At 26.0% G+C, this 23,707-nt stretch carries 25 protein-coding genes, 1 other RNA gene and 1 riboswitch; of the genes, 6 read left to right on the top strand and 20 right to left on the bottom strand.

Annotation, left to right across the window (positions count from 1 at the left end; all coding sequences use genetic code 4):
• Nucleotides 1-18: 18 nt before the first annotated feature.
• The 4 genes from SCANT_RS01470 to SCANT_RS01455 form a co-directional block, all read right to left on the bottom strand.
• On the bottom strand, nucleotides 19-1,698 hold the full coding sequence (locus tag SCANT_RS01470) for a phospho-sugar mutase (protein ID WP_053945957.1): 1,680 nt from the start codon (nucleotides 1,696-1,698) through the stop codon (nucleotides 19-21).
• Nucleotides 1,688-2,320 carry a ribonuclease HII gene (locus tag SCANT_RS01465; protein WP_053945956.1) on the bottom strand — a complete coding sequence of 211 codons (633 nt, stop codon included), beginning with the start codon at nucleotides 2,318-2,320 and terminating at the stop codon, nucleotides 1,688-1,690. The genes SCANT_RS01470 and SCANT_RS01465 overlap by 11 nt, the downstream gene beginning before the upstream one ends.
• Nucleotides 2,314-3,273: a ribosome biogenesis GTPase YlqF gene (gene ylqF, locus SCANT_RS01460; RefSeq protein ID WP_053945955.1), complete on the bottom strand. Its 960-nt coding sequence runs from the start codon at nucleotides 3,271-3,273 to the stop codon at nucleotides 2,314-2,316. Before ylqF ends, SCANT_RS01465 begins: the two co-directional genes overlap by 7 nt.
• Before the next feature lie 68 nt (nucleotides 3,274-3,341).
• Entirely contained in the window at nucleotides 3,342-3,806 is a 465-nt protein-coding gene (locus SCANT_RS01455) for a 23S rRNA (pseudouridine(1915)-N(3))-methyltransferase RlmH (protein ID WP_053945954.1), read from the bottom strand.
• Between the two features lie 90 nt (nucleotides 3,807-3,896).
• Here SCANT_RS01455 and SCANT_RS01450 point away from each other — a divergent pair, with 90 nt between their 5' ends.
• Nucleotides 3,897-4,796, top strand: coding sequence for a hypothetical protein (locus SCANT_RS01450; RefSeq protein ID WP_053945953.1), 900 nt, complete (start codon nucleotides 3,897-3,899; stop codon nucleotides 4,794-4,796).
• Between the two features lie 50 nt (nucleotides 4,797-4,846).
• Here the strand turns inward: SCANT_RS01450 and ffh are convergent, their stop codons facing one another.
• The 6 genes from ffh to SCANT_RS01425 all read right to left on the bottom strand — a co-directional run bounded on the left by ffh (nucleotide 4,847) and on the right by SCANT_RS01425 (nucleotide 10,465).
• Entirely contained in the window at nucleotides 4,847-6,190 is a 1,344-nt protein-coding gene (gene ffh / locus SCANT_RS01445; protein WP_053945952.1) for a signal recognition particle protein, read from the bottom strand.
• 55 nt (nucleotides 6,191-6,245) lie between these two features.
• Nucleotides 6,246-7,772 (bottom strand): ribonuclease Y, encoded by a 1,527-nt coding sequence (gene rny, locus SCANT_RS01440; RefSeq protein ID WP_158500844.1) that lies wholly within the window; start codon nucleotides 7,770-7,772, stop codon nucleotides 6,246-6,248.
• A 413-nt stretch (nucleotides 7,773-8,185) separates the two neighbouring features.
• Nucleotides 8,186-9,226 carry a recombinase RecA gene (gene recA, locus SCANT_RS01435; protein WP_053945950.1) on the bottom strand — a complete coding sequence of 347 codons (1,041 nt, stop codon included), beginning with the start codon at nucleotides 9,224-9,226 and terminating at the stop codon, nucleotides 8,186-8,188.
• A gap of 45 nt (nucleotides 9,227-9,271) precedes the next feature.
• Complete coding sequence (locus tag SCANT_RS01430; protein WP_053945949.1) at nucleotides 9,272-9,724, bottom strand: CinA family protein; 453 nt, start codon at nucleotides 9,722-9,724, stop codon at nucleotides 9,272-9,274.
• 34 nt (nucleotides 9,725-9,758) lie between these two features.
• Nucleotides 9,759-10,108: RNase P RNA component class B (gene rnpB, locus SCANT_RS05255), an RNA gene on the bottom strand.
• Between the two features lie 27 nt (nucleotides 10,109-10,135).
• On the bottom strand, nucleotides 10,136-10,465 hold the full coding sequence (locus tag SCANT_RS01425) for a DivIVA domain-containing protein (RefSeq protein WP_053945948.1): 330 nt from the start codon (nucleotides 10,463-10,465) through the stop codon (nucleotides 10,136-10,138).
• An 83-nt stretch (nucleotides 10,466-10,548) separates the two neighbouring features.
• On the opposite strand from SCANT_RS01425, the gene SCANT_RS01420 reads away from it, so the two are divergent.
• Complete coding sequence (locus SCANT_RS01420) at nucleotides 10,549-11,034, top strand: Holliday junction resolvase RecU (protein WP_053945947.1); 486 nt, start codon at nucleotides 10,549-10,551, stop codon at nucleotides 11,032-11,034.
• Here SCANT_RS01420 and SCANT_RS01415 read toward each other — a convergent pair.
• From SCANT_RS01415 to SCANT_RS01390, 6 genes are read right to left on the bottom strand one after another with little or no spacing between them, the layout of a single operon-like run.
• Nucleotides 11,009-11,593, bottom strand: a complete 585-nt coding sequence (locus SCANT_RS01415; RefSeq protein WP_053945946.1) for a DnaD family protein — start codon at nucleotides 11,591-11,593, stop codon at nucleotides 11,009-11,011. The genes SCANT_RS01420 and SCANT_RS01415 overlap by 26 nt on opposite strands.
• Nucleotides 11,594-11,614: 21 nt before the next feature.
• Complete coding sequence (locus SCANT_RS01410; protein WP_053945945.1) at nucleotides 11,615-11,890, bottom strand: HU family DNA-binding protein; 276 nt, start codon at nucleotides 11,888-11,890, stop codon at nucleotides 11,615-11,617.
• Nucleotides 11,891-11,911: 21 nt separating this feature from the next.
• On the bottom strand, nucleotides 11,912-12,916 hold the full coding sequence (locus tag SCANT_RS01405) for an NAD(P)H-dependent glycerol-3-phosphate dehydrogenase (RefSeq protein ID WP_053945944.1): 1,005 nt from the start codon (nucleotides 12,914-12,916) through the stop codon (nucleotides 11,912-11,914).
• 3 nt (nucleotides 12,917-12,919) lie between these two features.
• Nucleotides 12,920-14,233: a ribosome biogenesis GTPase Der gene (gene der / locus SCANT_RS01400; protein WP_053945943.1), complete on the bottom strand. Its 1,314-nt coding sequence runs from the start codon at nucleotides 14,231-14,233 to the stop codon at nucleotides 12,920-12,922.
• A 28-nt stretch (nucleotides 14,234-14,261) separates the two neighbouring features.
• The gene (cmk, locus tag SCANT_RS01395) at nucleotides 14,262-14,924 is read right to left on the bottom strand and encodes a (d)CMP kinase (protein ID WP_158500843.1); all 663 of its coding nucleotides are present in this window, start codon (nucleotides 14,922-14,924) and stop codon (nucleotides 14,262-14,264) included.
• Nucleotides 14,925-14,930: 6 nt separating this feature from the next.
• On the bottom strand, nucleotides 14,931-15,620 hold the full coding sequence (locus SCANT_RS01390; protein ID WP_053945942.1) for a hypothetical protein: 690 nt from the start codon (nucleotides 15,618-15,620) through the stop codon (nucleotides 14,931-14,933).
• Nucleotides 15,621-15,713: 93 nt separating this feature from the next.
• On the opposite strand from SCANT_RS01390, the gene SCANT_RS01385 reads away from it, so the two are divergent.
• Nucleotides 15,714-15,896, top strand: a complete 183-nt coding sequence (locus SCANT_RS01385; RefSeq protein ID WP_235443295.1) for a ferredoxin — start codon at nucleotides 15,714-15,716, stop codon at nucleotides 15,894-15,896.
• Between the two features lie 309 nt (nucleotides 15,897-16,205).
• Here the strand turns inward: SCANT_RS01385 and mreB are convergent, their stop codons facing one another.
• The gene (gene mreB / locus SCANT_RS01380; protein ID WP_053945940.1) at nucleotides 16,206-17,228 is read right to left on the bottom strand and encodes a rod shape-determining protein; all 1,023 of its coding nucleotides are present in this window, start codon (nucleotides 17,226-17,228) and stop codon (nucleotides 16,206-16,208) included.
• A 77-nt stretch (nucleotides 17,229-17,305) separates the two neighbouring features.
• A complete protein-coding gene (locus SCANT_RS01375; protein ID WP_053945939.1) occupies nucleotides 17,306-18,130 on the bottom strand; it encodes an ECF transporter S component in 825 nt (274 codons plus the stop codon).
• A 115-nt stretch (nucleotides 18,131-18,245) separates the two neighbouring features.
• Nucleotides 18,246-18,365, top strand: a riboswitch (FMN riboswitch).
• 96 nt (nucleotides 18,366-18,461) lie between these two features.
• On the opposite strand from SCANT_RS01375, the gene SCANT_RS01370 reads away from it, so the two are divergent.
• Nucleotides 18,462-19,166: an ECF transporter S component gene (locus SCANT_RS01370; protein WP_053945938.1), complete on the top strand. Its 705-nt coding sequence runs from the start codon at nucleotides 18,462-18,464 to the stop codon at nucleotides 19,164-19,166.
• Between the two features lie 61 nt (nucleotides 19,167-19,227).
• Nucleotides 19,228-19,791 carry an inorganic diphosphatase gene (locus tag SCANT_RS01365; RefSeq protein WP_144416869.1) on the top strand — a complete coding sequence of 188 codons (564 nt, stop codon included), beginning with the start codon at nucleotides 19,228-19,230 and terminating at the stop codon, nucleotides 19,789-19,791.
• A 41-nt stretch (nucleotides 19,792-19,832) separates the two neighbouring features.
• Here SCANT_RS01365 and SCANT_RS01360 read toward each other — a convergent pair whose 3' ends face one another.
• Together SCANT_RS01360 and SCANT_RS01355 are read right to left on the bottom strand one after the other, a co-directional pair.
• Complete coding sequence (locus tag SCANT_RS01360) at nucleotides 19,833-20,621, bottom strand: hypothetical protein (protein ID WP_053945936.1); 789 nt, start codon at nucleotides 20,619-20,621, stop codon at nucleotides 19,833-19,835.
• A 41-nt stretch (nucleotides 20,622-20,662) separates the two neighbouring features.
• Entirely contained in the window at nucleotides 20,663-21,682 is a 1,020-nt protein-coding gene (locus SCANT_RS01355) for a fructose-bisphosphatase class II family protein (protein WP_053945935.1), read from the bottom strand.
• A gap of 118 nt (nucleotides 21,683-21,800) precedes the next feature.
• Here SCANT_RS01355 and SCANT_RS01350 point away from each other — a divergent pair, with 118 nt between their 5' ends.
• Nucleotides 21,801-23,705 carry a M13 family metallopeptidase gene (locus SCANT_RS01350; protein ID WP_053945934.1) on the top strand — a complete coding sequence of 635 codons (1,905 nt, stop codon included), beginning with the start codon at nucleotides 21,801-21,803 and terminating at the stop codon, nucleotides 23,703-23,705.
• Nucleotides 23,706-23,707 lie beyond the last annotated feature (2 nt).

The raw sequence follows: 23,707 nt of genomic DNA, 5'->3' as shown, positions 1-23,707 counted from the left end.
TAATGCTAAAGCATTATTTTATATTTCTAAGAATTTTTTTAGATCTTTAAAAATTAACTCACACTTAGATATAGCTGATTCTTCATTATTGCTAACGCAAATAAAATATATTTTAACCTTAGGTTCAGTTCCTGAAGGTCTAACTGCAAATCAACTTCCATCTTCAAAATAAAACTTCATTAAATTCTGTCCAGGCATATTGAATAACCCATCAATATAATCTTCAACATAACTTAATTTTAAGCCACCCATTGATGAAAACTCTTCTTCTCTAAGTTTTTTCATTATAGGTTCAACTTTCGATTTAATTTCTTCTGGTTTAAAATTTAAATTTTCAGTGTATGTATAGTAATAACCATATTTTGCATATAAATCATTTAATACATCAATTAATGTTTTGCCTTTTTGTTTGTAATATCATGCAGCTTCAACTAACATTGTTGTTGCTTGAATTCCATCTTTATCTCTTGTTGAAGAGTCAAGAACATAACCATAACTTTCTTCATAGGCAAATACAAAATTTAAATTTCTTTCAGGTTCTTTTAAGATTTCTGAACCCATTCATTTAAATCCTGTAAGAGTTTTTATAACTTTAACATTATAAGTTTCATTTGCAATTCTATCTCCTAAATCACTTGTAACAAAACTAGAATACATAGCTGGATTTTCTGGAGTTAAATTATGTTCTTTCATTTGACTTAATTTTCATTCAATTAATAATGGTCCTGTTTGATTACCATCAATTCTAATTCATTTACCATTATGATTAACTGCACAACCTATTCTGTCAGCATCAGGATCTTGAATAATTATAATTGAAGCATCTTTATGTTTTTCTCCATATTCTAATGGAATTTTTCAAGCCGGTTCAAATTCTGGATTAGGATTTCCAACATTTTTAAATGTTGAATCTTCAAAGGCATGTTCTGCAACTTCGATTACTTCATAACCAAAACTTCTCAATAATGGTGGAGTAAACTCTGTTCCAGTTCCATTAACAGCTGAGTAAATCATTTTAAATTTATTTCTTGGTTTCTTTTTATAGAATTGTAAATTTTCAATCATTTCCTTATATTTTTCTAAAACATTTTGAGGTACAACTTCAAGAAGTGTTTCATCAAATTTATAATTTCAATTTAAAATATCACTTATTTCTTCCATATATTCTGCAATTATTTGTGTATCTTCATCAATTAATTGGCATCCAAACTCATCATAAATTTTATAACCATTATAAATAGCTGGATTATGACTTGCAGTAATTACAATACCACCAATTGCATTTAATTGTTTGGTTGCAAATGAAACTACTGGCGTTGGTTTCATAATGTTATTTTCAAATAAGTAAGCTTTAATACCAAAACTTGTTAGAATTTCAGCAGTCAATTGAGAAAATTCTTTTGAAAATTTTCTATTATCATGACCAATAACAACTCCTCTGTTTAAAACATCTCCATATTTTGATAATAACAATTTTGCATAACTCATAGTTACTTTTTTAATTGTATACAAATTAAATCTTCCTGGTCCTGCTCCAAGAATACCTCTTATTCCAGCAGTTCCAAATTCTAGTTGAATATTAAATGCAGCATTTAATTCTTCATCACTTGCTTTCAATAATTCTTCTTTTAAATTTTCATCTAAGTGATTAGAATTTAATCACTCCTGATAGACTTCATTGTTCTTATTAAAGTTCATCTTTTTTCTCCTTTAGAAATTTTATTGGTTTATAAGAAAATCTATGAATATCCAAAATACCAAATTCTTTAACTCTATTTTGATGATCAATTGTACAATAACCTTTATTTTTTATGAAATTATACTGTGGATATTTTAAATGATAATTATTCATTATTCTGTCTCTATAAACTTTTGCTAAAATGCTCGCAGCTCCTATAGTAATACTCAAATTGTCACCCTTAATAATTTTTATCGTTTTACACAAATTTAATTCTATATTTTCTCCATCAATTAAGCAAATATCTGGCTTAATTTTTAATTTTTTTATTGTATCAATCATACCAATTTGACTTGTCCTTTTGGGATTGAACTCATCTACAAACTTAGAATCATATTCACAAATGCTATATGCAATACAATTTTGTTTAATTTCTTCAAACAACTCTTCTCTTTGTTTTTCATTTAATAATTTAGAATCTCTAATTTTAAAATTATTATACTCAGGTTTTAAAATTACACTAGCAACAACAATTGGACCAGCCATTGCTCCTCTGCCAACTTCATCACTGCCTGAAATTAAATTAACTTTATTTTCTTCTCTTATTTTTTGATCAAATAAGTATCTTGGGTTTTCTATCATTCAACTGTTAAATCACTTACTATTGCTGATTCTAAATCTTTCTCTTGAATCGTTTGTTTCGATATTTCCTTTATTTCAATTGGCTTTTCAAATGAAATATTTCCCAAATTGTTTTTAATAATATCTTGAATAAATAATTCTATTGCTCTTTCAACATCAGCTATTTCATCAAGAATTGTAAATTTATTTCTCTTTGCAATTTCTTCAAAAATAGTAAATGTATCATCATAATCAATGGGTCTTAATACATGCTTATTAATTTTATAAGTATTTTCAATTAATGATGGATATGAATTATAAATATATCTCATTAATTTAGTTGCCATTCTTTCTTTTGGAATAACATCTAATCTAATTGAGTTCGTAGCAGCACAATTACAAGCCACCGTTTCATTTTCAAACTTTGCAGGTAAGATTCCCGGAGTATCAATCAATGTAATACTGTTTGTCATTACAATTCTTTGCATTCCTCTTGTAACACCAGGCTTATTACCAATTTTTAAAGTTTTTCCTTTTGAAAGTTTTGAAATAACTGTTGATTTACCAACATTTGGAATACCAACAACTAAAACATTGAGTTGAGGTTTTTCTATTCCCCGTTTCTTCTGTTTCAATTGTGACTCTTTAGTCATTTCATTTATAAGTTTTAAAATATCACTGTAAATATCAGCTTGTTTATCTTTTACAATATATGTTGTATTTCCTATAGACTTAAAATATTCAGTCCATTGATTAGTTATGTCTTTATCTGATAAGTCAAATTTTGTTAATATTATTAATCTTGGTCTAGTATTTAGTATTTTTCTTAGTAATGGATTTTGTGTTGAGAACGGTGCTCTTGCATCAACAATTTCCATAACCAGATCAACTATTGAAATCTTTTGTTCGATTTCTTTAATACTTTTATTCATATGACCTGGAAACCAATTGAAACTTGATTTTTCGTCATTCATAGGATTACCTCCTCAGTGATAGTATCATTTTATAGTTTAATTATTAAAAAATCTAATTTATTTTTTAATTATTTATGATATTTTTGATTTTTAATGATTTTAAAACCTCGATAAATTTGTTCTAATAAAATTATTCTTACTAAATTATAAGGCAAAGTAATTAGACCAAAACTAATTTTATTTTTATGTATATTTCTAAAATCTTCACTGAATCCATCACTTGGTCCAATAATAAAACAAATTTTACCACTTTTATAGTTTTGATTTTCTTGTAAAGTTTGTGCAATTAATTCAGAACTGTACTGTTTTGCATTTATATCTAATAAAAAAAATTCATATTCCTTACTTTCTAATATTTTCAAATTAATATTTTGTTCATTTTTTACCATATTTGATTTTATATCGCCATGATCAAATTCATTAATTTCAATCACTTCCAAAGTACAATGATTTTTAAGTTTATCTATATATGTTTTATAAACTTCTTTATATTCTTTATTTACTTTATTAAAACAAATTATTTTTATTTTCATACAAACTCCTAAAATCCTTATTATTATACACTTACATATTTATTCAAAAGGAAATATGATAAAATATAACTATATTTTGGAGGATATTTTATGGCTGAAAAAAATAAATTTTACTCAATTTTGGACTATAGACCACAATTTGAAAATATAGTTGATGCTCTTGTACCAGATATTCAATTTTCTTATTCTGCGATTATGAATAATTCAACTATTCAAACATATTTTAATATGATTTCACTTGAATACTATGGATATGAATATTATCAATTATTGAGATTAAACAAATTAGAGTTTAAAGTAAGTGAAAGATCATTAAACTTAACTGTATTGGAAATGGTTTATAATATAATCACACAAATTATTGCAAGAAAATGAAGGTATTCAGAATATATTGCATATGATATGTATATATTACCTTTACGTATTAAAAAATACATTAAAGCAATGAACTATGAATTTATAGAATATGAAACTGCAGGAAAAAAACCAATTTTAAAATTAGTTGGACAACCTTCAAGAATTGTTGTCGAAGAATTGGTTGATGAATTCCATGATGATAGATTAAATTATGTTATAGAACAATTTAGATCTACTAGTGAAGATGAAGTTGAAATGAAACTAATTTTATTTAAAAGTATATCTTTATTTGCTCATGAAGGTGAAGCATTAATTTATCAAAAATTTGGAAAATATTTTGCAGACAATTTTTTCAAAGATGTTAAAAGTTTGGAAACTTATAAGGCTGAAAACTTATCAGCAAAAGAAAAAAAACATGTATCTAAAATCATTAATGATATCTTTAACATAACTTTACTTTCAGTATTGTTAATGTCAGATGCAATGAAAACTGGTGTTTGAAAGAAAATGAAAGATGCTGAGAAACGAAGAATGGAATTAGAAAGTACTCAAAAAACAATTGAAGAAGCTAATAAAAAATTACAAGCTATTTCTCAAATAGAAAAAAAAGTAAAAGCAATTGAAGCAAAATAAAAAGAACTAAATTTAGTTCTTTTTTTGTTTTAATTTTAGTTTCTTTTTAACTAAAATTTTAGACCACCAAGATTTGGCATTTTTCCTGATTTAAGTGATTTAGTTAATTCAAGAACTTGTTTTTTACCTTTATCAAATTGATTTAAAAGTTCATTAAATTCTTTTTCAGTTCTACCTGAACCTTTTAAAATTCTTTGTTTTCTAGTAATTGCTTTTAAAAGTCTTGGTTCTCTTCTTTCTTTTAAAGTCATTGATGTCATTAAAATATTTGCCACTCAAAGTTTTTGTTGAGCTTGATTAATCTGAGATTCACTAACTTTTCCATTTAATCCTGGAACCATTTTCATAATTCCACCAAGATTTCCCATTTTGGCAACTTGCTCCATTTGATTTCTCAAATCCTCTAAATCAAATTGTCCTGCAAACATTCTTTTCATTGTTTTTTCCATTGTTCTTTGATCAACAACATCAGCTGCCTTTTCAAACAATGTTTCAACATCACCCATCCCAAGAATTCTATCAGCCATTCTTTTTGGATGGAATTCAGCAAGAGCTCCAATTCCTTCACCCTCACCAATAAACTTAATTGGTAATTTTGTAATATCAGTTATTGATAATGTAGCCCCACCTCGAGCATCACCATCTAGTTTCGTAACAATAACTCCTGTTAATTTTAATAAATTATCAAATTCTTGTGAAACATTTATAATATCTTGCCCTGTCATTCCATCAACTGTAAGAATTATTTCCTGAGGAGAAACTACTTTTCTAATTTCATTAAGTTCATCCATCAATTGCTTATCAATTTGTAAACGTCCAGCTGTATCTAAAATTATTACTTCATATCCATTTTTTTGAGCATAGTCTACTGCTTGTTGTGCAGTTTTAACCGGACTTTGTTTTCCCTGCTCAAAAACATCTAAATTATTTTTCTGTCCCAACTCAACTAATTGGTCAATAGCACCTGGTCTATAAATATCTAAACCAACCATTAGAGTTTTTTTCTTATTTTTTTTAGTAATTAAATGTGAAAGTTTACCAACTGTTGTTGTTTTTCCAGCTCCTTGTAAACCAACCATCATAATAATTGAAGGTTTTTTATCAATTTCTAATGCCTTATTAGTTTTTCCTAAAATTTCAACTAGTTCTGCGTGAACTATTTTAACCATTTGTTGATCTGCTCTAACACCTTGTTCAATAAAAACTCCTTCAGCTTTTTCTTGAATATTTGCTATAAATTTTTTAACAACATCAATATTTACGTCAGCTTCTAAAAGAGCTAATCTAATTTCTCTTAATACGTCTTTTACATTATCACTATTTAAAGTAGTCTTTTTTAAATTCTTTTCAATAGACTTTTTCATTCTATTAGCTAGAAAATCTCCAAATCCCATAGTTTCACTCCAATCTCAATTAATTATAACAAAAAACACCATTATCTTGGTGTTTTTATAATCTTATAACTTCACGTTTTTCACGAATTATTGTTATATAAATATCTCCAGGGGTTTTATTTATTTTTTGAATGTTTTCTTTTAAATTTAAGGAAATTTTTTTCATATTGTAATCATCAATAACAGTTGGATTAACCATAACTCTAATTTCTCTTCCAGCTTTTAAAACATAAGCTTTAATAACACCTTCTTGTTGTAAACAAATATCTTCAAGCTCTTGCATTCTTATAAAATATTCATTGGCATCATTATTTCTTGCTCCTGGTCTTGCAGCACTCATTGCATCAGCAATTGCAACAATTTCTGCATAATAGGTTTCTTTTTCCACATCATTATGATGTGATTCAACAGCATTAATTATTTCAAATTCCAAATTGTATTTTTTAAGAATATCGACTCCTAATTTTACATGACTTCCTTCTTGCTCGAAGTCCACAGCTTTTCCAATGTCATGTAAAAGACCCGACTTAAGTCCAATCTTCTCATCAAGACCCATTTCTAATGCAATTTTTCTACATATCTTTGCAACCTCAATTGAATGTTGTAAAGCGTTTTGTCCATAACTATGTCTAAACTTTAATTTACCAATCATTTTAACTATTTCTTCAGGTAAATCATCAATATTTAAATTTAATAAGACTTCATTACCAATTTCAAAACAATGTTTATTTAATTTTTCTTCTTGAATAATTAATTGTTCTTCAATTGTTGCAGGATGAATTCTTGCAGTTTTAATAAGTTCAGTTAAAGTTAAATAAGCAATTTCTCTTCTTATAGGGTTAAAAGAAGAAATGGTAATCCTATTTGGTGTATCATCAATTATTAAATCAACACCTCCATAAGATTGAAAAGTTTTAATATTGCGACCTTCTTTACCTATAATTTTTCCCTTTCAAGAATCATTTTCAATTTCAAAAAATGTTGTATTTTTTTCAGAAGTAATTTGAATATGACAACTTTGCATTGCATCAATTAATATATCAGATGCTTTTTTTTCAGCTCTAATTTTTAATTTATTTTCGTAATCTTTAATTTTATTTGAAAGTTCATTTAAATATTTATTTTCTACAATATTAAATAATTCACTTTTGACTTGCTCTTCTGTTAAATTTGAAATATTTTCAAGAGCTAACTGATATTTCTTTTTTTGAATTTTTAATTCACTTTTTATTTTATTTGTATTAATTTTATCTTGAATTAATTCTTCTTCCTTTTTATTCAAAACTTCTATTTCTTCAAAAAATTGTTCTTTTTTTTGTTTTAAATTTTTGTTTTCGATAGAAATTTCTTCACGAATATACGAAGCATCACTTTCAGCATTAAGTTTTATTAAAGCTGCATCAGCTTTTGCTTCTGCTAATATTTTCATTTTAATTTCTTTTGACTCGTCTAATGTTTTTTTCAAAATGTATTTGCGCTGACGAGACTTAATTAAATATACAATAACTGTACCTAATACAATTAAAAGTACTATTAAAAAAGATATTATCGCAATATACAAGTGTACTAAATCATCATTCATAACTAGCATTGTTCTCCAATCCTAGAAAAGTGTGGCGTTGCCTTTTGCAACCCTATTATTTTACATCAAATTAACAAAATAGCATAATTAGAGAAGGAACTTAATAAACAAAATAAAACAAAAAAAACAAAAAAATAATTTTTGTTTTTATATTAATATTATCCATCATGAATTTCTTCTTCAAATCAAAACTGTTAATTGGATCAATTTACAGAATAATTGTCATTAATTAATTAAGATTTTTTATATCTAATAATATAGTTGAATATGTTTATGTTGTATTTTTGAAACTATATTTTTATTAAATAAAGTTAATATTTTTCTCTAATTCCTATATCTAATATGACTATTGGATATAAAAATAATTCAAAAAAATAAAAAACTGTATTAAATACAGTTAAAAAGATTACTTATTATTCTATACAGTCTTTAAGTTTAGATTGAATTTCTAAATACTTTTCTGGATTATTATTAAATCATTCTCTAACAGATTCCTTACCTTGTCCAATTTTTTCATCACAATATGAATATCAAACTCCAGCTTTATTTAAAATATTATAAATCGTTGCCATTTCAATAATTTCAAGATCTTTTTCAACACCTTTATTATATGCAATAGTAATTTGACAAGTTTTAAATGGTGGAGCTACCTTATTTTTTACAACTTTAATTTTAACTTTATTTGCAGTTGCTTCACCATTTGTAGAAATTGTTTCTCCTTTTCTTACTTCTAATCTTATAGATGAGTAAAATCTTAGAGCTCTACCTCCAGGAGTTATTTCAGGGCTACCAAAAATGACACCTACTTTTTCTCTTAATTGATTAATAAAAATGACTGTTGTATTAGTTTTAGAAACTATTCCATTAATTTTTCTTAAAGCTTTTGACATTAATCTTGCTTGTAAACCAATTTGTTGATCTGACATTTCTCCATCTAATTCTGCTTTTGGAACTAACGCTGCTACTGAATCAACAACAATTATATCGATAGTATTTGATTTAATTAACATTTCTAAAATATCTAAAGCTTGTTCTCCTGAGTCGGGTTGAGCAACAACAAGATTTTTAATATCAATACCGATATTTTGAGCATATCTTGGGTCTAAAGCATGTTCTGCATCAATAAAAGCAGCCCTTCCATTATTTTTTTGAGCTTCAGCAATTGCATGTAATGAAAGTGTTGTTTTACCACTTGATTCTGGACCATAAATTTCTATAATTCTACCTTTGGGATATCCCCCAACTCCAATAGCTCTATCAAGTAAAAAACTTCCAGTTGGAATAACTTCAATAGCTGAATTTGCTGAATCTCCTAATTTCATAATTGAGCCTTTTCCAAAAGTTTTTTCAATATCTTTTAAAACGCTTTTAAAAGCAGGATCATCATAAATATTATTATCACTCATATTTAAAAGCACCTCGTTTGTATTTTTTTCTAATATTTTTTCTATCATATATTTTTCTCCTCAATTATCATTATCGACAATAAGGAATTAAAATTAAATTTTTAGAAGCTTATTAATAATAAATTCGCTAGCTTGTTGTTTATAATCTTCTCTTGAGATATTTTCTTCAATAAAAAATTCAAAAATAAAATTTCGATTATTAATCCTAAAACCTACAAAACTCAAACCAGATTTTTCATTAACATCTTTTGGAGGAGCATAACCTGTAAAACCAATAACAATATCTGATTTAATTTTTTGATTAGTTTTTTCCAACATTAATGCCAAAACTTCTCTTGAAACGACACTATATTTTTTAATTACTTCTATATCTATTCCTAAAACTTGTGTTTTAAATTCATCTGAATAACAAATAAAGGAACCTTTAAAATATTGACTTGCTCCAGAAATATTTGTTATTTGATTGGCAAAGTATCCTCCTGTAAATGATTCACATGAAGATAGTGTTAAATTATTTAATTTTAAATATTCAAATAATTTTTTCATATACAAATCCTTAAAAAATATAGTGAGATTAAGTTATCATAACCCACGTTTTGTAACACTTACGTGCATCAACTATCTATCTATCGCTTATGCGATCCCAAAGGCTTGTTGAATTCCTCACCCTTAAGCTCCTCTACCAAAATTTGAGTTTCTTGCTTGTGGAGTTTACCCGTTCCATTTCACTATTTCTAGCTAATCGTCTCTGTGGCACTTTATAAAGCTTATCATAGGCATAAATGCCCTTAGACTATACTTAAGTCGTTACCAATAAATTGGTACCTAAAGTTATTTTTTTCTCTAGCACAAACACTACATTCATCTCAGAATGTGCAAGCGTGGAGTTTCCTCTATATTATTTTTCAAATATAGCAGTTGATTCAAAGTTAATCTCATTGATTATTTTATACTAAATTACTTATTATATCTTTCTTTTTCTAAATTAGAAATTCTCTTAATTAAGTCTGAACTATTTAATCCAGCTCTGGCTAATGCTTCCATTTGACTTTCACTTAATTTTAAAGTAGCCAATGTTTCTGTCAGTTCACTAGATAATCTATTAATATTTTCTTTTAAAGTTGCTATTTCCTTTTCTTTTTTAATGTTTTTTTCTTCAAAAAATTTATAGTCTTCTGCTATCATATCTAAAAAAGCATCAACTTCTTCTACTTTATAACCTTTATATTCAACTTCAAAATCTTTGTCTATAATTTCTTGTTTTGTTAATTTTATAAAATCTGCCATTGTTATGCCCCCATTTAGTCTTATTGTATCTTATTTTATATTTTTTTGTAAATATATATCGATTAATATCTTTGGGTGAAATTATGATAATAAAAAATAAAGGAATGTATTTAGAAACTATTATAAATAATAGTATTAGTATTTTAGACGAAAATAATGGATTTATTTATAAAATGCCTATCAATAATAATATTATTTCTATTAATAACAATATTATTACAGCTAGATTAAAAAGAAATTACTTTTGTGATTATATTGGACTTTGAAAAGGCATATACTTAGAATTTGAAGCAAAAGAAACTGAAAAAGATTATTTTAATTTAAATAATTTAAAACAGCAACAATTTGAAAAATTAACTTTAGTTAATAAAAATAATGGTTGTGCCTTTATTTTAGTTTATTTTCACTTATATGAAAAAATATTTTTTATTCATATAAGTGAACTAAGTAATATAAAAAATAAAAAAATACCCTATCAATATTTCAAAGAAAATTTCTTGGAAATAAATTTTTCAGGTATTAATTTTAATTTTAATGATATTTTTAATCATTTAATCAATTATACATAGTTATTTTTACGGAAGTCTCTTTTGACTTATCTTCTAACTTTTTAAATAAGTCTTTAATATTATCAATTTTAAACTCATCAATTATTGACATAATCTTAGGTTTTGAAATACCCAGTTCAATAAAATTTTCAATTTTATCTATTTCAGATTCTGTTAATTTATAATCAAACATTTTTTCAATAAAATTATATGTATTATCATTTCTTAATTTAGAGTGTTTTTCTTCTAATTCTACAAGTAATCTGTTAAATAAAGGTGTTAGATCAAGGATAGTTTTTTTACCTTTTTGTTCCAATTTAATAATTCGATTTTTTAAAAGTAAAGAAATTTCTTTTTCAATTTCTTCTTTTGAAATTATCATATGTTCTGCAATTTGTGATGGTGTAAAGTTTTTTTGGTCATCGTTTGATAACTCCATAATTATTAATAAAATAGCTAATTGATTCTCATTAATTTTAATTTTTGAATAGTTTAAAATTAAAAGAGTTTTTTTGCTTATTAATCCTGTTTTGAAAAGTTCAAACATATTTTTTGCAAAATTAAAACTTGCATGTTGCAAGTCTTTTAAATTTTGTTCTTATTATTTAGCAACTGCTTCTTTTAATTGTTTAGCTACTTTAAATTTTGCTACAGTTGTTGCAGCAATTTGGATTTTTGCTCCAGTTGCTGGGTTAACACCTTCACGAGATGCTCTCTCAGTTGTAACAAATTTACCAAATCCTGCAATTGCAACTTCTTCTTTATTAACTAGAGCATTTACAATTTCATCAAATACAAAGTTAATCATTTTTTCAGCATCAGCTTTTGTATTACCAAATTCTGCTGAAATTTTTTCAGATAATTCTTTTTTTGTCATGGTTATATCCACCCCTTAAATCTATACTACCTTAGCATGTTGGAAAAAATCATTTACTAACCCACTAGGTCTATGATTATTGTATAGTATTTTATATAGTATTTCAAACATTGGTGCTTTAATTTTATATTTGCTACATATCTCATATGCCAATTTACAAGATAAAACTCCCTCGACAGTATTCTTATGAGAAGTTAAAACCATCTTTGCATCATCTTTTTGAGCAATCTGAACGCCCAATGAAAAGTTTCTTGATTTTAATGAAGAAGCAGTTAAAATCAAATCTCCAAGAGTTGCAAAATTCATAAATGTTTCTATTTTAGCTCCAAAATGTTTTGCTATATTATAAATTTCTGCATTTCCAATAGTAATTAATGAAGCTTTTGAATTATCGGCAGCTGAAAAACCATGTAATAATCCAGCAGCAATTGCGACACTATTCTTTAAAGCAGCAGAAACTTCACAACCAATAACATCGGTTGTAACTTTTACAATAAAATATTCATTTGAAAATAAATTTGCAATATAAGTAGCAATTGCTTCATCTTCATTACAACTCATAACGCAAGTTGGTTTTCGCATAATCACTTCAATAGCAACTGAAGGCCCATAGATTGCCCCATAGGATTTCATAACCCCTGTTCCTTCAAATCTTTTTTTAATTTTTTTGCTTAATAAATCAAGATTTTCTTCATCTAAACCTTTAGCCACATTTATTATATGCATCTCACGTTTTCCATATTTTATTACATTTTCAATTGCATTATCCAAAGCAAATGTTGGCACACTTAAAATTACAATATTTGCTTTTTCCATTGCTGCTGGAAAATCTGTAGTTGCTTTTATATTTGAATTAATTAGTAAATCTTGAAAAAATTTAGAGTTTAAATGATTATTATTAATATCTTCAACTTGTGTTTCTTCAATTCCATACATGATTACATCATGACCATTATCAGCTAAAACGTTAGCTAAAACTGTTCCATATGCTCCTGTTCCTATTATTGCTATCTTTTCCTTTTGCATATATTATTTCCTTTCTCTAAAAATAATTGTTATTGGTACACCGCTAAAATCAAACTGTGAGCGAATTTGATTTTCTAAAAATCTTTTATATGAGAAATGAACAAATTCTGGATTGTTAACAAATAAAACAAAAGTTGGTAAATATGCTTCAACTTGTGAGGCATAAAATATTTTTAATCTTCCACCATTATGATTTGGAGCTGGATTAATTAATTGAGCTTTATTGAAAACTTCATTAAGTAGACTTGTTCTAATTCTTTTTTTAATATTTTTTTGAACTAAATCCACAATATCAAATATTTTATTTATTCTTTTATTCTCTTTTGCAGATATAAATAAGACTTTAGCATAATTTAAATACTTGAAATAAGCTTTGATTTCTTCTTCTTTTCTTTTCATAGTATTAGTTTCTTTATCTTTAACTAAGTCTCACTTGTTACCAATAATTATTATAGGTTTATTTTCTTCAAAAGCAAACCCCCCAATATTTGTATCGTGGTCTTTAATATTTTCACTAGAATCAAGAATTAGCAGTACAATATCAGCTTTATTAATAGTACTTATTGATCTTAGGTAACTATACTTTTCAAGATTCTCATAAATCTTTCCTTTTTTTCTCATACCAGCTGTATCAATAATTGTATAACTATTGCCATTATATTTTATTTTACTATCTACTGCATCAATTGTTGTCCCTGCTATTTCAGAAACAATCATTCTTTCTTCACCAACCAATGAATTTACTAAACTTGATTTACCAACATTTGGTCTCCCAACTATTGCTAATTTTAGTTCTTCATTTTCTTCACCCTCATCAAATTTTGGAAAGCTTTCAATTATCTTATCTAGTAAATCACCAATTCCAATTCCATGAGTAGAAGAGATCATAAATGGTTCTCCAAAACCCAAAGTCATAAAAGTAAATGATTCATCAAATTGATCTTTTTTATCATATTTATTAACGGCAAGTATTACTGGTTTGTGAGTTTTATAAAGTATTTTAGCTACTGCTTCATCTTCTTGTGTAATTCCATCTTTATAATTAATTGCAAAAACTATTACATCTGCTTCTTTAATAGCAATTTCTGCTTGCATTCTTATCTCTTTTGAAAAAGGGCTATCTTGTAGCGTAATACCACCAGTATCAACTACAATAAAGGGTAAAGTTAATCACTCTGCTTTACCATACATTCTGTCGCGAGTCACTCCTGGTTTATCTTCAACAATCGCTTTTTTTTCTCTAATTATTCTATTAAAAAGTGTAGATTTTCCAACATTTGGTCTCCCAACTATTGCTACAATTCCTTTTCTTGCCATAAAGCTACACCCCCTTAAAAAGTAAAGACTATTTAAGATTTTCTATTTTATTTAAAATTAATCTAATTACTTTACCGATACTTAAATTACTTGTATTTAAATATCAAGCATCTGGTGCAATTTTAAGTGCACCCATTTCTCTATTTTTATCATAATCATCTCTTTGTTGAATTTGTCTTAGTATATCTTCATAAACGTTTGGAGTAATTTTTTTTCTCTTATTTTGATTGAATCTTCTTTGTGCTCTTGCCTCAACAGAACAATCAAAATATATTTTTAATTCTGCATTTGGAAGAACTACTGTTGTTATATCTCTTCCAATAACAATATTATTTTTATTTTGAGTCATTTCTCTTTGGGCTAAAACCATAAATTTTCTTACTTTATTATTTTTTGCTACATATTTAATATTTTCTGCAACATCATAATCAAAAATAGTTTTTCCATATTCTACATTATTTACTAAAATAGAATTCTCATTTATATATTTAAAATTAAAATTTTTAATTTGTTTTTCAATTTCCTTATCGTTTAAAAAATTTACTTGATTATCCAAGCAAAACTTAGTAAAAGCTCTATACATAACCCCAGTATCAATAAAATTCATTTTTAACTTTACAGCAACTCTTTTCATAACTGAGCTTTTTCCAGACCCTGCTGTTCCATCTACTGCAATATTAATATGTTTCAAATTTAATTACCCTCCTACCACAAATATTGGAATTATTATTGCTAAAAACATTAATACTATAAAAGTAATCAAAGTAGGAAGAACTCATTTAAATCTATATTTTCTTTCTTGTAATTTTCAAGTTTTTAAAACTCTGTTTAAACCCTTTTCATTTTTTTCACTAACTTCTATTATCATTTGCTGAGTACTTCTATTATCTTTGCTTCTTACTTGTTGCACTGTAGTCATAGAAATATCTTGCGGATTTGTTTTTATTCAAGCTTGCTTTTCTTTTAATTTGTTAATATTTATTTGAAAATTTTTATCATTTTCTTGTAAACTTTTATATAAATTAATATATTTATCACTTCTTAAATTTAATGAATTCTCTTGCTCTTCAACTTCATTAGTTGAAATTTTATTAGCTTGATTTAACCCAATTTTCTTTAATTCCGAGATTTCCAACTTCATTTCATATTTTAAATCCTCAGGGAATAAACTTGATGACTTATCTCTATCAAGGTAAGGCTTTTCAAATTCATGTTTTGCATCAAAAATAGATAATTTTTCTTTAAAAAAGTCTAAATCAATCATTTTTAATTTTTCAAATGTTGAATGAATTACTGATTTTTCATCTTGTATATTCTTTTTATAAGCAATTTCCTTCTTTACTTTTTCATGAATTGCTTTATTACGTTCCATTCTTGTTAGGTTCATCTATTTTTCACCCCATTAACTTATATATTATAAATTAAATATAGAAATAATTGAAATTATTGTTATTATATTAAAGAAAAGGAGATGGTTTTTATGAAGAAAACTTGAATTGATAAATCAATGTGTATAGGATGTATGGCGTGCGTGCAAATTGATGAAACTGAAACTCTTTTCATGGATGATGATGGTTTTGCTGAAGCAAACGAAAATGATCTAGAATTAGTTGAATGCCAAATGGTTTGTCCTACTGGTGCTGTTAAAATTGGTGATGAATAAAAAAATAAAAAAATTCTCAGAAGAGAATTTTTTTATTCATTTATTTATGAATATTTTATAATAATAAGTTATTTAATAAACTCACTCATTCATAGTTTATTAAAAGATCAGATTACAAATATAAAATAATTAGCCTTTTGGACAGTTTAACACTTTTTTTAATTTTTTTTGATAATGTGAAATTATAATCTCTTATAATTTCAAATTTATTATATCACAGTTCAAAAAAAGTTATATTTTTTTAAATAAAAATTAGAATTTTTTTCCATAAATAAATAATAAAAAAATCCTATAATTAGGATTTTTTTATTAATAACTTATTTCTTCTTTGACTCTTCTTAATTTATCAAATATTTCAGATTGGAATTTTTTTGTTCCATTAATAACTGCTAATAATGGTTGTTCTCCAACTTTAGTTGGTAACTGTAAAGTATCTCCAACATATTTTGCAATACCGTTAATTAATGCTGTTCCACCACATAATACTATTCCATTTCTGAAAATATCTCCAGCTAATTCTGGTGGTGTCATTTCAAGAACTTGAACGATTAATTCAATAACTCTTGATAAAGGAACTTTCAATACTTCTCTTAATTCTTCTGGTGTAATTTCGATCTCTCTTGGTAATCCAGAAACAACATCACGTCCATAAACTTTCATTGATTTTTCATCAATGAATTTTGCAAGTGAACCAATATTTATTTTGATTATTTCTGCTGTTTTAATACCGATTTCCATTCCATATTGGGCTCTTATAAATTTCAAAATTTCTTCATTTAAATAGTTACCTGCTACTTTAATAGATTTTGAAATAACTATATCTCCTGATGAAATAACAGCAACGTCTGTTGTTCCACCACCCATGTCAACTACAAGTCTTCCAGTTGGAGCGTTAATATTAACTCCTCCACCCAAGGCTGCCATTTTTACTTCTTCTTCAATAAATACTTCAGCAGCACCTAAACTAAGTGCTATTTTTTTAAGTGCTGTTTTTTCTAATTGTGTAATTGCTGATGGACAAGCCAACAACATAACACAATTTTTTAAAGCTTTTTCTAATCTAAGTCTTGCAAAGATATAATTTAATTGTGCTTGAGTTGCTTTGATATCAGTAATAACACCATCAACCATTGGTCTAACAATTCTTAAATTTTTATTTCCTTTTCCAATCATTTTGTATGCTTCTGCACCAACTGCTATAATTTTATTTTCTTTAATTTTATATGCTACAATTGAAGGTTCGTTGTAAACTATTCCATTTCCTTCAATATAAACTAATGTATATGCTGTTCCTAAATCCATAGAAACAAATATTGGTTTTTTTCCTGCCATTTTTTATTTACCTCACTATTTTTAACTTTCATATAGATTTTATCAAATAATCTGTTAAAAAGATAAAAAATTTATTTTTACTTGTAATAATGATTAATTTTTTTAACTTGAGGTTCAATTATTGCAAATAATATGTAACAAATTGAAAATCTAACTAATTCAACAGCTGAAATAACACCTATAAATATTCCAATATTTTCTTTTATACTTGTTCACTCTCCTGAATGAGCTTCATGATATGAATTAATCATTTCAGTTGATAAGTGACTATGATCATGACCATGGTCACTGTTTGTTGTAATGTATAACATTGCAAATACTAACATAGTATAAATAATTGTAATGATAGGTACATAGATAGCAATTGGACTTCATCTTTTAAATTTATCTACACTTTTAATTGGATGTTTATGAATACTTGAATTTCTAAAAATAAAGTAATAAACAAATCACATTAATCAAATTGATACAAAATATCCAAAACTATCAATTAACAAAGTTAGTGGATTGTGTGCATCTATTAAATGAATAAATGGGACTATAAATGCTATCAGGCCAGAAAAAATTGGACCTAATGCAGCAAGTGATAATGTTATAACTAATATATCTAATATTCTAAAAGGAATAGCAACACCATATAATGGTATCTTATCTAACAACTGTTCATAAAGCATTTCAAATGCTGATAAGGCAACAGCTAAAGCTAAGAATACTCCAGTTAAAGTTATTTTAAATGTTAAATTTCTTCTACTTGTAAATAAGCTGTTTTTTCAATGAAAATCAGTGTCATCTATATCATCGTGGTTACCTAGAGAATCAAAGTGGTGTTCGTCATGATAATGGTCTTTTTTACCCTCTTTTACGTCATCATGATCTGGTATTTCATGGTTCTTTTTTTCCATATTTATCTCCTCTTATTTCTCAAAAATATTATATATTAAATTATAAAAATTATAAATAAAAATTATAATTTTTATAATTTTTACTTTTTTTATTTGTTGTTTATAATAATCTTGTGTGTATTTTCGGGGCAAGGTGTGATTCCTTACCGATGGTAATAGTCCATGAGCTCGTAAAAAAAGCTGATTCAGTGAAATTCTGAAACCGACGGTAAAGTCCGGATGAGAGAAAATACCATGGCATTTTTATAAGCTTTTTAGTTTATATTTTTGTTGTATACTAATCGCCCTTTTGCTTTTAATAATAAGGGCTTTTTATTTCAAAGGAGTTAAAATGGAAAATACTTATAGTTTTTGGGGTCATAAATATGACTTTGCAGAAATAAATAAATACAACTGAAGAATGGTATTAAAAGATAATTTTGTTTTAGATATTAAAAGAATATCGCTATTGGCAATGCTTTTTGCAATTGAAATAGTATTTACAATTATTAGTAAATATACAATTGGGGGCTTAGCAATAGCAGAAGCTTTTACAATTGAATTCTCTTTAATCGGGATTTTATTTATATACCTAGCAACAAATGTTTGTTATGCTGCACTATTTAATATTTTAGCAAATTCATTAAGGATGGTATTACCCCTCCCAAGTAATGTGATTGGTGTATTGGCAATGACAATTTCAGATTTAAGTTTTATTATCTTTTTTGCCTTTATATTTTTTCTATTAAAAAGAAGCATACTTTTTAAAATCAAAAAGGAAAATCAAATGAAATGATATTTATTATTAATAGTTATTGCAGGAGCTTTAGCAACTATCATTTCTGCGCTGATTTCTTTTGCTTGTAACCAAAATTTTATATTTCAATGATACAGCACTTTATATCCTGGAATCATGCCACAAAAAAATAGTTATGGATGGAACGTGCTACTATGAACAGGATTTGGAGTATCAATTGCTAAACTATCATTAAACTTAACTATCTTTTTGTTTAGTGCTAAATTACTTGTAAAATTAATAAATAAACATTTATTTTAGAAACTAATGTTATAAGTCAAAACTTTTAATATAAAATAATTTTATAAAGGAGATCTTAATGATGGAAAAAAATGTAATTAAAATGATTGTTGAAATACCAAAAGGTAGTTCAAATAAATATGAATATGATATTAATACTAATGAAATTAGTTTAGATAGAGTTTTATATGGGGCTAATTTTTACCCAGGAGAATATGGCTTTGTTCCTGAAACTCTTGATTGAGATGGAGATCCACTAGATGTTATAAGTCTTGTAACCTATCCTACACTTCCTGGTGTTGGAGTAAATGTTAGAATTTTGGGTTCAATTAAAATGATTGATGCTGGTGAAATTGATACTAAACTATTTGGTGTATTTGCAGATGATAGAAGATTTGATTCATATAAAAAATTAGAAGATGTTCCTCAGCATTTAAAAGACGAGATTGAAAATTTCTTTTTACAATATAAAGCATTACAAAAAAAAGAAGTTAAAATTAATGGTTGGGGTTCAGCAAAAGAAGCAATGCACGAACTAAGTGAATGTAAAGAAAGATATAAACAATATAAAGATAGATATTCTAAACCTGGTGGTAAAGAAGAAATTATGGCTGAATGAAAAGAAAAAGGATTAGGTCAGGGTTAATAATAAATAAAAAAATGAGATTACTCTCATTTTTTTATTTATTAAAGTAAAGTGAATGGACCCACAAATTTTAAGTTCGATGTTTTAGAATTAAATCTAAATACTTTAAAATCAAGCTTATTAAATTCTTTTGAATAAATTCTAGCAATTGAAATATCTTTATTATAACTATCACATTCATTTTTTACAAATTGAATAATTTCCATTTCATATTTTTCTTCTAAACCATTTTTTAGACTATTTGAAAAAAACATTAAAGTAACAATAAAAAGAAATGCTGTAATCGAAATAAATTCAAATATTGGTTTTTCAAAAAGGAAAATCAGAAATTTTGAAGGATTTTCTTTAATAATTGAAGCTTTATTTAAAAATGAAAAAACAATTGCTGTTATTAAAGTTGAATAATAAATAATATATAAAAATAAAGGAATTCATTTAACTATTAATTGAATTCTTTTTATATCTTTATCCTTTTGATAAAGTTTAACATTAAATCAAATGCTTGCCAGTATATAATCCAATTCGTAACCTACACTTGGCATAATTCATTTTGGTATTACTATCTGTTTTTTCCTTTTGTTTAACATTTGGTTAATTCTATAATAACTTTCAGTTTCACCATAAAGCACATTAATTTCTTCAGCTCTTAAATAAACCATAAATTTAGATATTATCGAATCAATTTTTGAACTTGAAATATTACTATCTGCGGTGTTTATTTCATGAATTATTATTTTATTCAAACTAAAAGTATTAAAAATTCTTATAGTAATTAAAGAAATTAGCGATAATCCTAAAGCAATTAAAAGTATCTTATTTAAAGAATCCATAAAAACCACCTTCCTTAAGTTAATTATATAACTTTAAAATACTATCTTTTGTATTTGTCAAATAAAAATTTAATCTCAGGTTTTAAAGAATTTACTTTTTTTACATCATACACTGAATTGAAATTTCTAACTATTCCATGAGAAGACATAAAAGCATTTACATAAAATTTTCCATTTTTGTAATCTACTGGTTTTAAACTTCCCCCAGCAGTTAAGCCTGCTGCAAAAAATCTAACTTTATGATCATCAATTAAGTCCAAATCATGCAGTATTGAATCAAAATCAAGATTATATTTTTCTAATCAAGCTCTCTCCTTATTTTGTCTTTCTATGGTTTCAAGTTCATTTGGTCAAACTTCTTCATATCTTACAAGTCGTGATTGCATTTTACAATCAGAAGAAATAGATAATGCGGCCATTAATGAACCTTCAGGAGCGCCTCCAATTCCATAAACAAAATCAGCTTCTCCATTAACAACATCTATCGCTGCTAAAACATCACCATCTTGAATAAGTCTTACAATTATTCCCATATCATTCATTTTTCTTATAATTTCTTGATGACGGGGTTTATCCAAAATAATACATTTTAAATCCTTTCTTTTGGCATGAAATTGCATTGCTTCAATTGAAAATACAATTCCCTTTGATAAATTAATACATTCCTTAAATTCGGTACTAACAAATAGTTTTTCCATATACATTTCAGGGAGCTGTAACATTGTATTTTCTCTAGAAAAAGCAATGGTAGAAATGCTCCCTGCATAATTATAAGCTGCTGGATGAGTTCCCTCAACAGGGTCAACACTAACATCATATGTTAAGACACTAGGGTCTTCTAAATCTCCCAATATTTGCCCTACAAAAAGCATTGGGGCCTCATCTAGCTCACCTTCTCCATTTACAACTTTCAATTTAAAACCCTTTTCGTTTTTTAACATTACTTGAAAAGCTTCAACTGCAGCTTGGTCAACTAAGTTCTTATTTTTTTTACCAATATATTTATATGAAGCAATTGCAGCTACTTCAACAGTTCTTAATAAAATAATATCGCGATTCATATTAGCACCTCTTTATCTAGATAATTATAACAAAATTATCTAAATCTCCTTTTAGCTGTTTTTTATTGTTTATTTCTTTATTAGTCTATAATCTAATTTGTATAAAGGAGATGTATTTATGTCAATAAAAATAAGACCTCAAGATAATTTCTTTGATTATATGAATAAAGAATGAATTGATAATACAGAATTGCCAAGTGGATATCCATCATGAGGTAGTTTTGAAATGTTACATAAAAAATCAATGGATGATATCAAAGAATTAATTTTAGAGTTTAAATCAAAAGAGTCTAAATTAAAAAGTGATCAAGAAAAAATTACTAATATTTTTAAAAATTATTTAAATGTTAAAAAAAGAAATGAACAAGGTATCGAACCAATAATGGCAATTATAAAATTAATTGATTCTTTATCTTCAAAAAAAGAATTTACTAAATTTTTAATACAAGGTTTTAAAGATTTTAATATTTCTTATTTTCACTCAAAGACAATTGACTCTGATTTTAAAGATAGTAATAAAAGAGCTTTAATGATTGGTTCAATGGGTTTAGGAATGTCAGATAGAGATTTCTATGATGAAAATCACCCTAGACACAATGATATTAAAGCTGCATATAAAACATATTTGGAAGATATGTCAAGAGCAACAAAGTTAAGTTTTAAAACAAAAAATATTTTTGATTTGGTTTATAACTTTGAAAAAGAAATATCTCAAAGTATGTTAAAACAAGAGGAATTAAGAAGTCCAGAAAATATTTATAATGTTGTTAAAATAACTGACTTAGATAAGTATTGTCCATTTATTAATTGAAATGATTATCTAACTCAAACAGGTTATGCAAAAGCTGAAATAATAATATTAACAGAGCCAAAATTTTTAAAAAAATTAAATGAAATTTTAAATAATTTTGAATTAGAAGATTTAAAAGATTTATTGAAAATAAAAACTCTTGTTGCTTTTTCATCAATATTAAGTTTAGATCTATATCAAATAAATTTTAACTACTCAAGTATTTTTAGTGGAGTTAAAGAAATGAAACCAGAAATTGATAGAGCTGTTGAATTTACCAATTCTAAACTTGGAGAATTGTTGGGAAAAGAATACGTTAAAAAATACTTTTCACAAGAATCAAAAGAAGATGTTTTAGGAATTGTTAAAGACTTAATTAAAGTTTATTCAAAAAGAATTAATAATTTAGAGTGAATGAGTCAAACTACAAAACAAAAAGCAATTGAAAAATTAAACTCATTTACAATAAAAATTGGTTTTCCAGATAAATTTGATGACTATTCAAAAATTGAAATTAGGAGTTATGAACAAGGTGGCAATTTATATGAAAATATTAGAAACCTATCAAAACACTTTATTCAAAAAGAATTAACTGAAATAAATCTTCCAGTTGACAAAACAAAATGATATATGAATCCACAAACTGTTAATGCTTATTATAACCCTACTTCAAATGAAATTTGTTTTCCAGCTGGAATATTGCAAAAACCATTTTACGATATAAAAGAACCAAGAGCTAAAAATCTAGGTGGTATTGGTGCTGTAATTGGCCATGAAGTAAGTCATGGATTTGATGATGAAGGAAGTAAGTTTGATAAAAATGGGAATTTTGAAAACTGATGAACTGATGAAGATTATAAACAATATAACTTGAGAACTGAGAAATTAGTTGAACAGTACAATAACTATGAAATTAATGGAACTAAAGTAAATGGAAAATTAACTCTGGGTGAAAATATTGGTGATTTAAGTGGAGTTGCTGCGGCTTTAGATATTTGTAAAGAACAATGTAAAAAAGATATCAAATTATTTTTTGAAAATTACGCTACAGTTTGAATGAGAAAATCTACTGATGAATTAAAAAATACTCGTTTATTAATAGATCCTCATTCACCTGAAGAATTTAGATGCAATGGTGTTTTAATAAATATTGATGAATTCCATGAAGCTTATGAAACAAAACCAGGAGATAAAATGTATCTTGAAAAGTCAAAGAGAATTAAAATTTGATAAAA

It is taken from the genome of Spiroplasma cantharicola (assembly GCF_001281045.1).
GTDB classification, from domain to species: Bacteria; Bacillota_I; Bacilli_A; order Mycoplasmatales; family Mycoplasmataceae; genus Spiroplasma_A; species Spiroplasma_A cantharicola.
The sequence above is the reverse complement of the archived record's forward strand: the minus strand, read 5'-3'. Positions and strand labels throughout refer to the sequence as shown.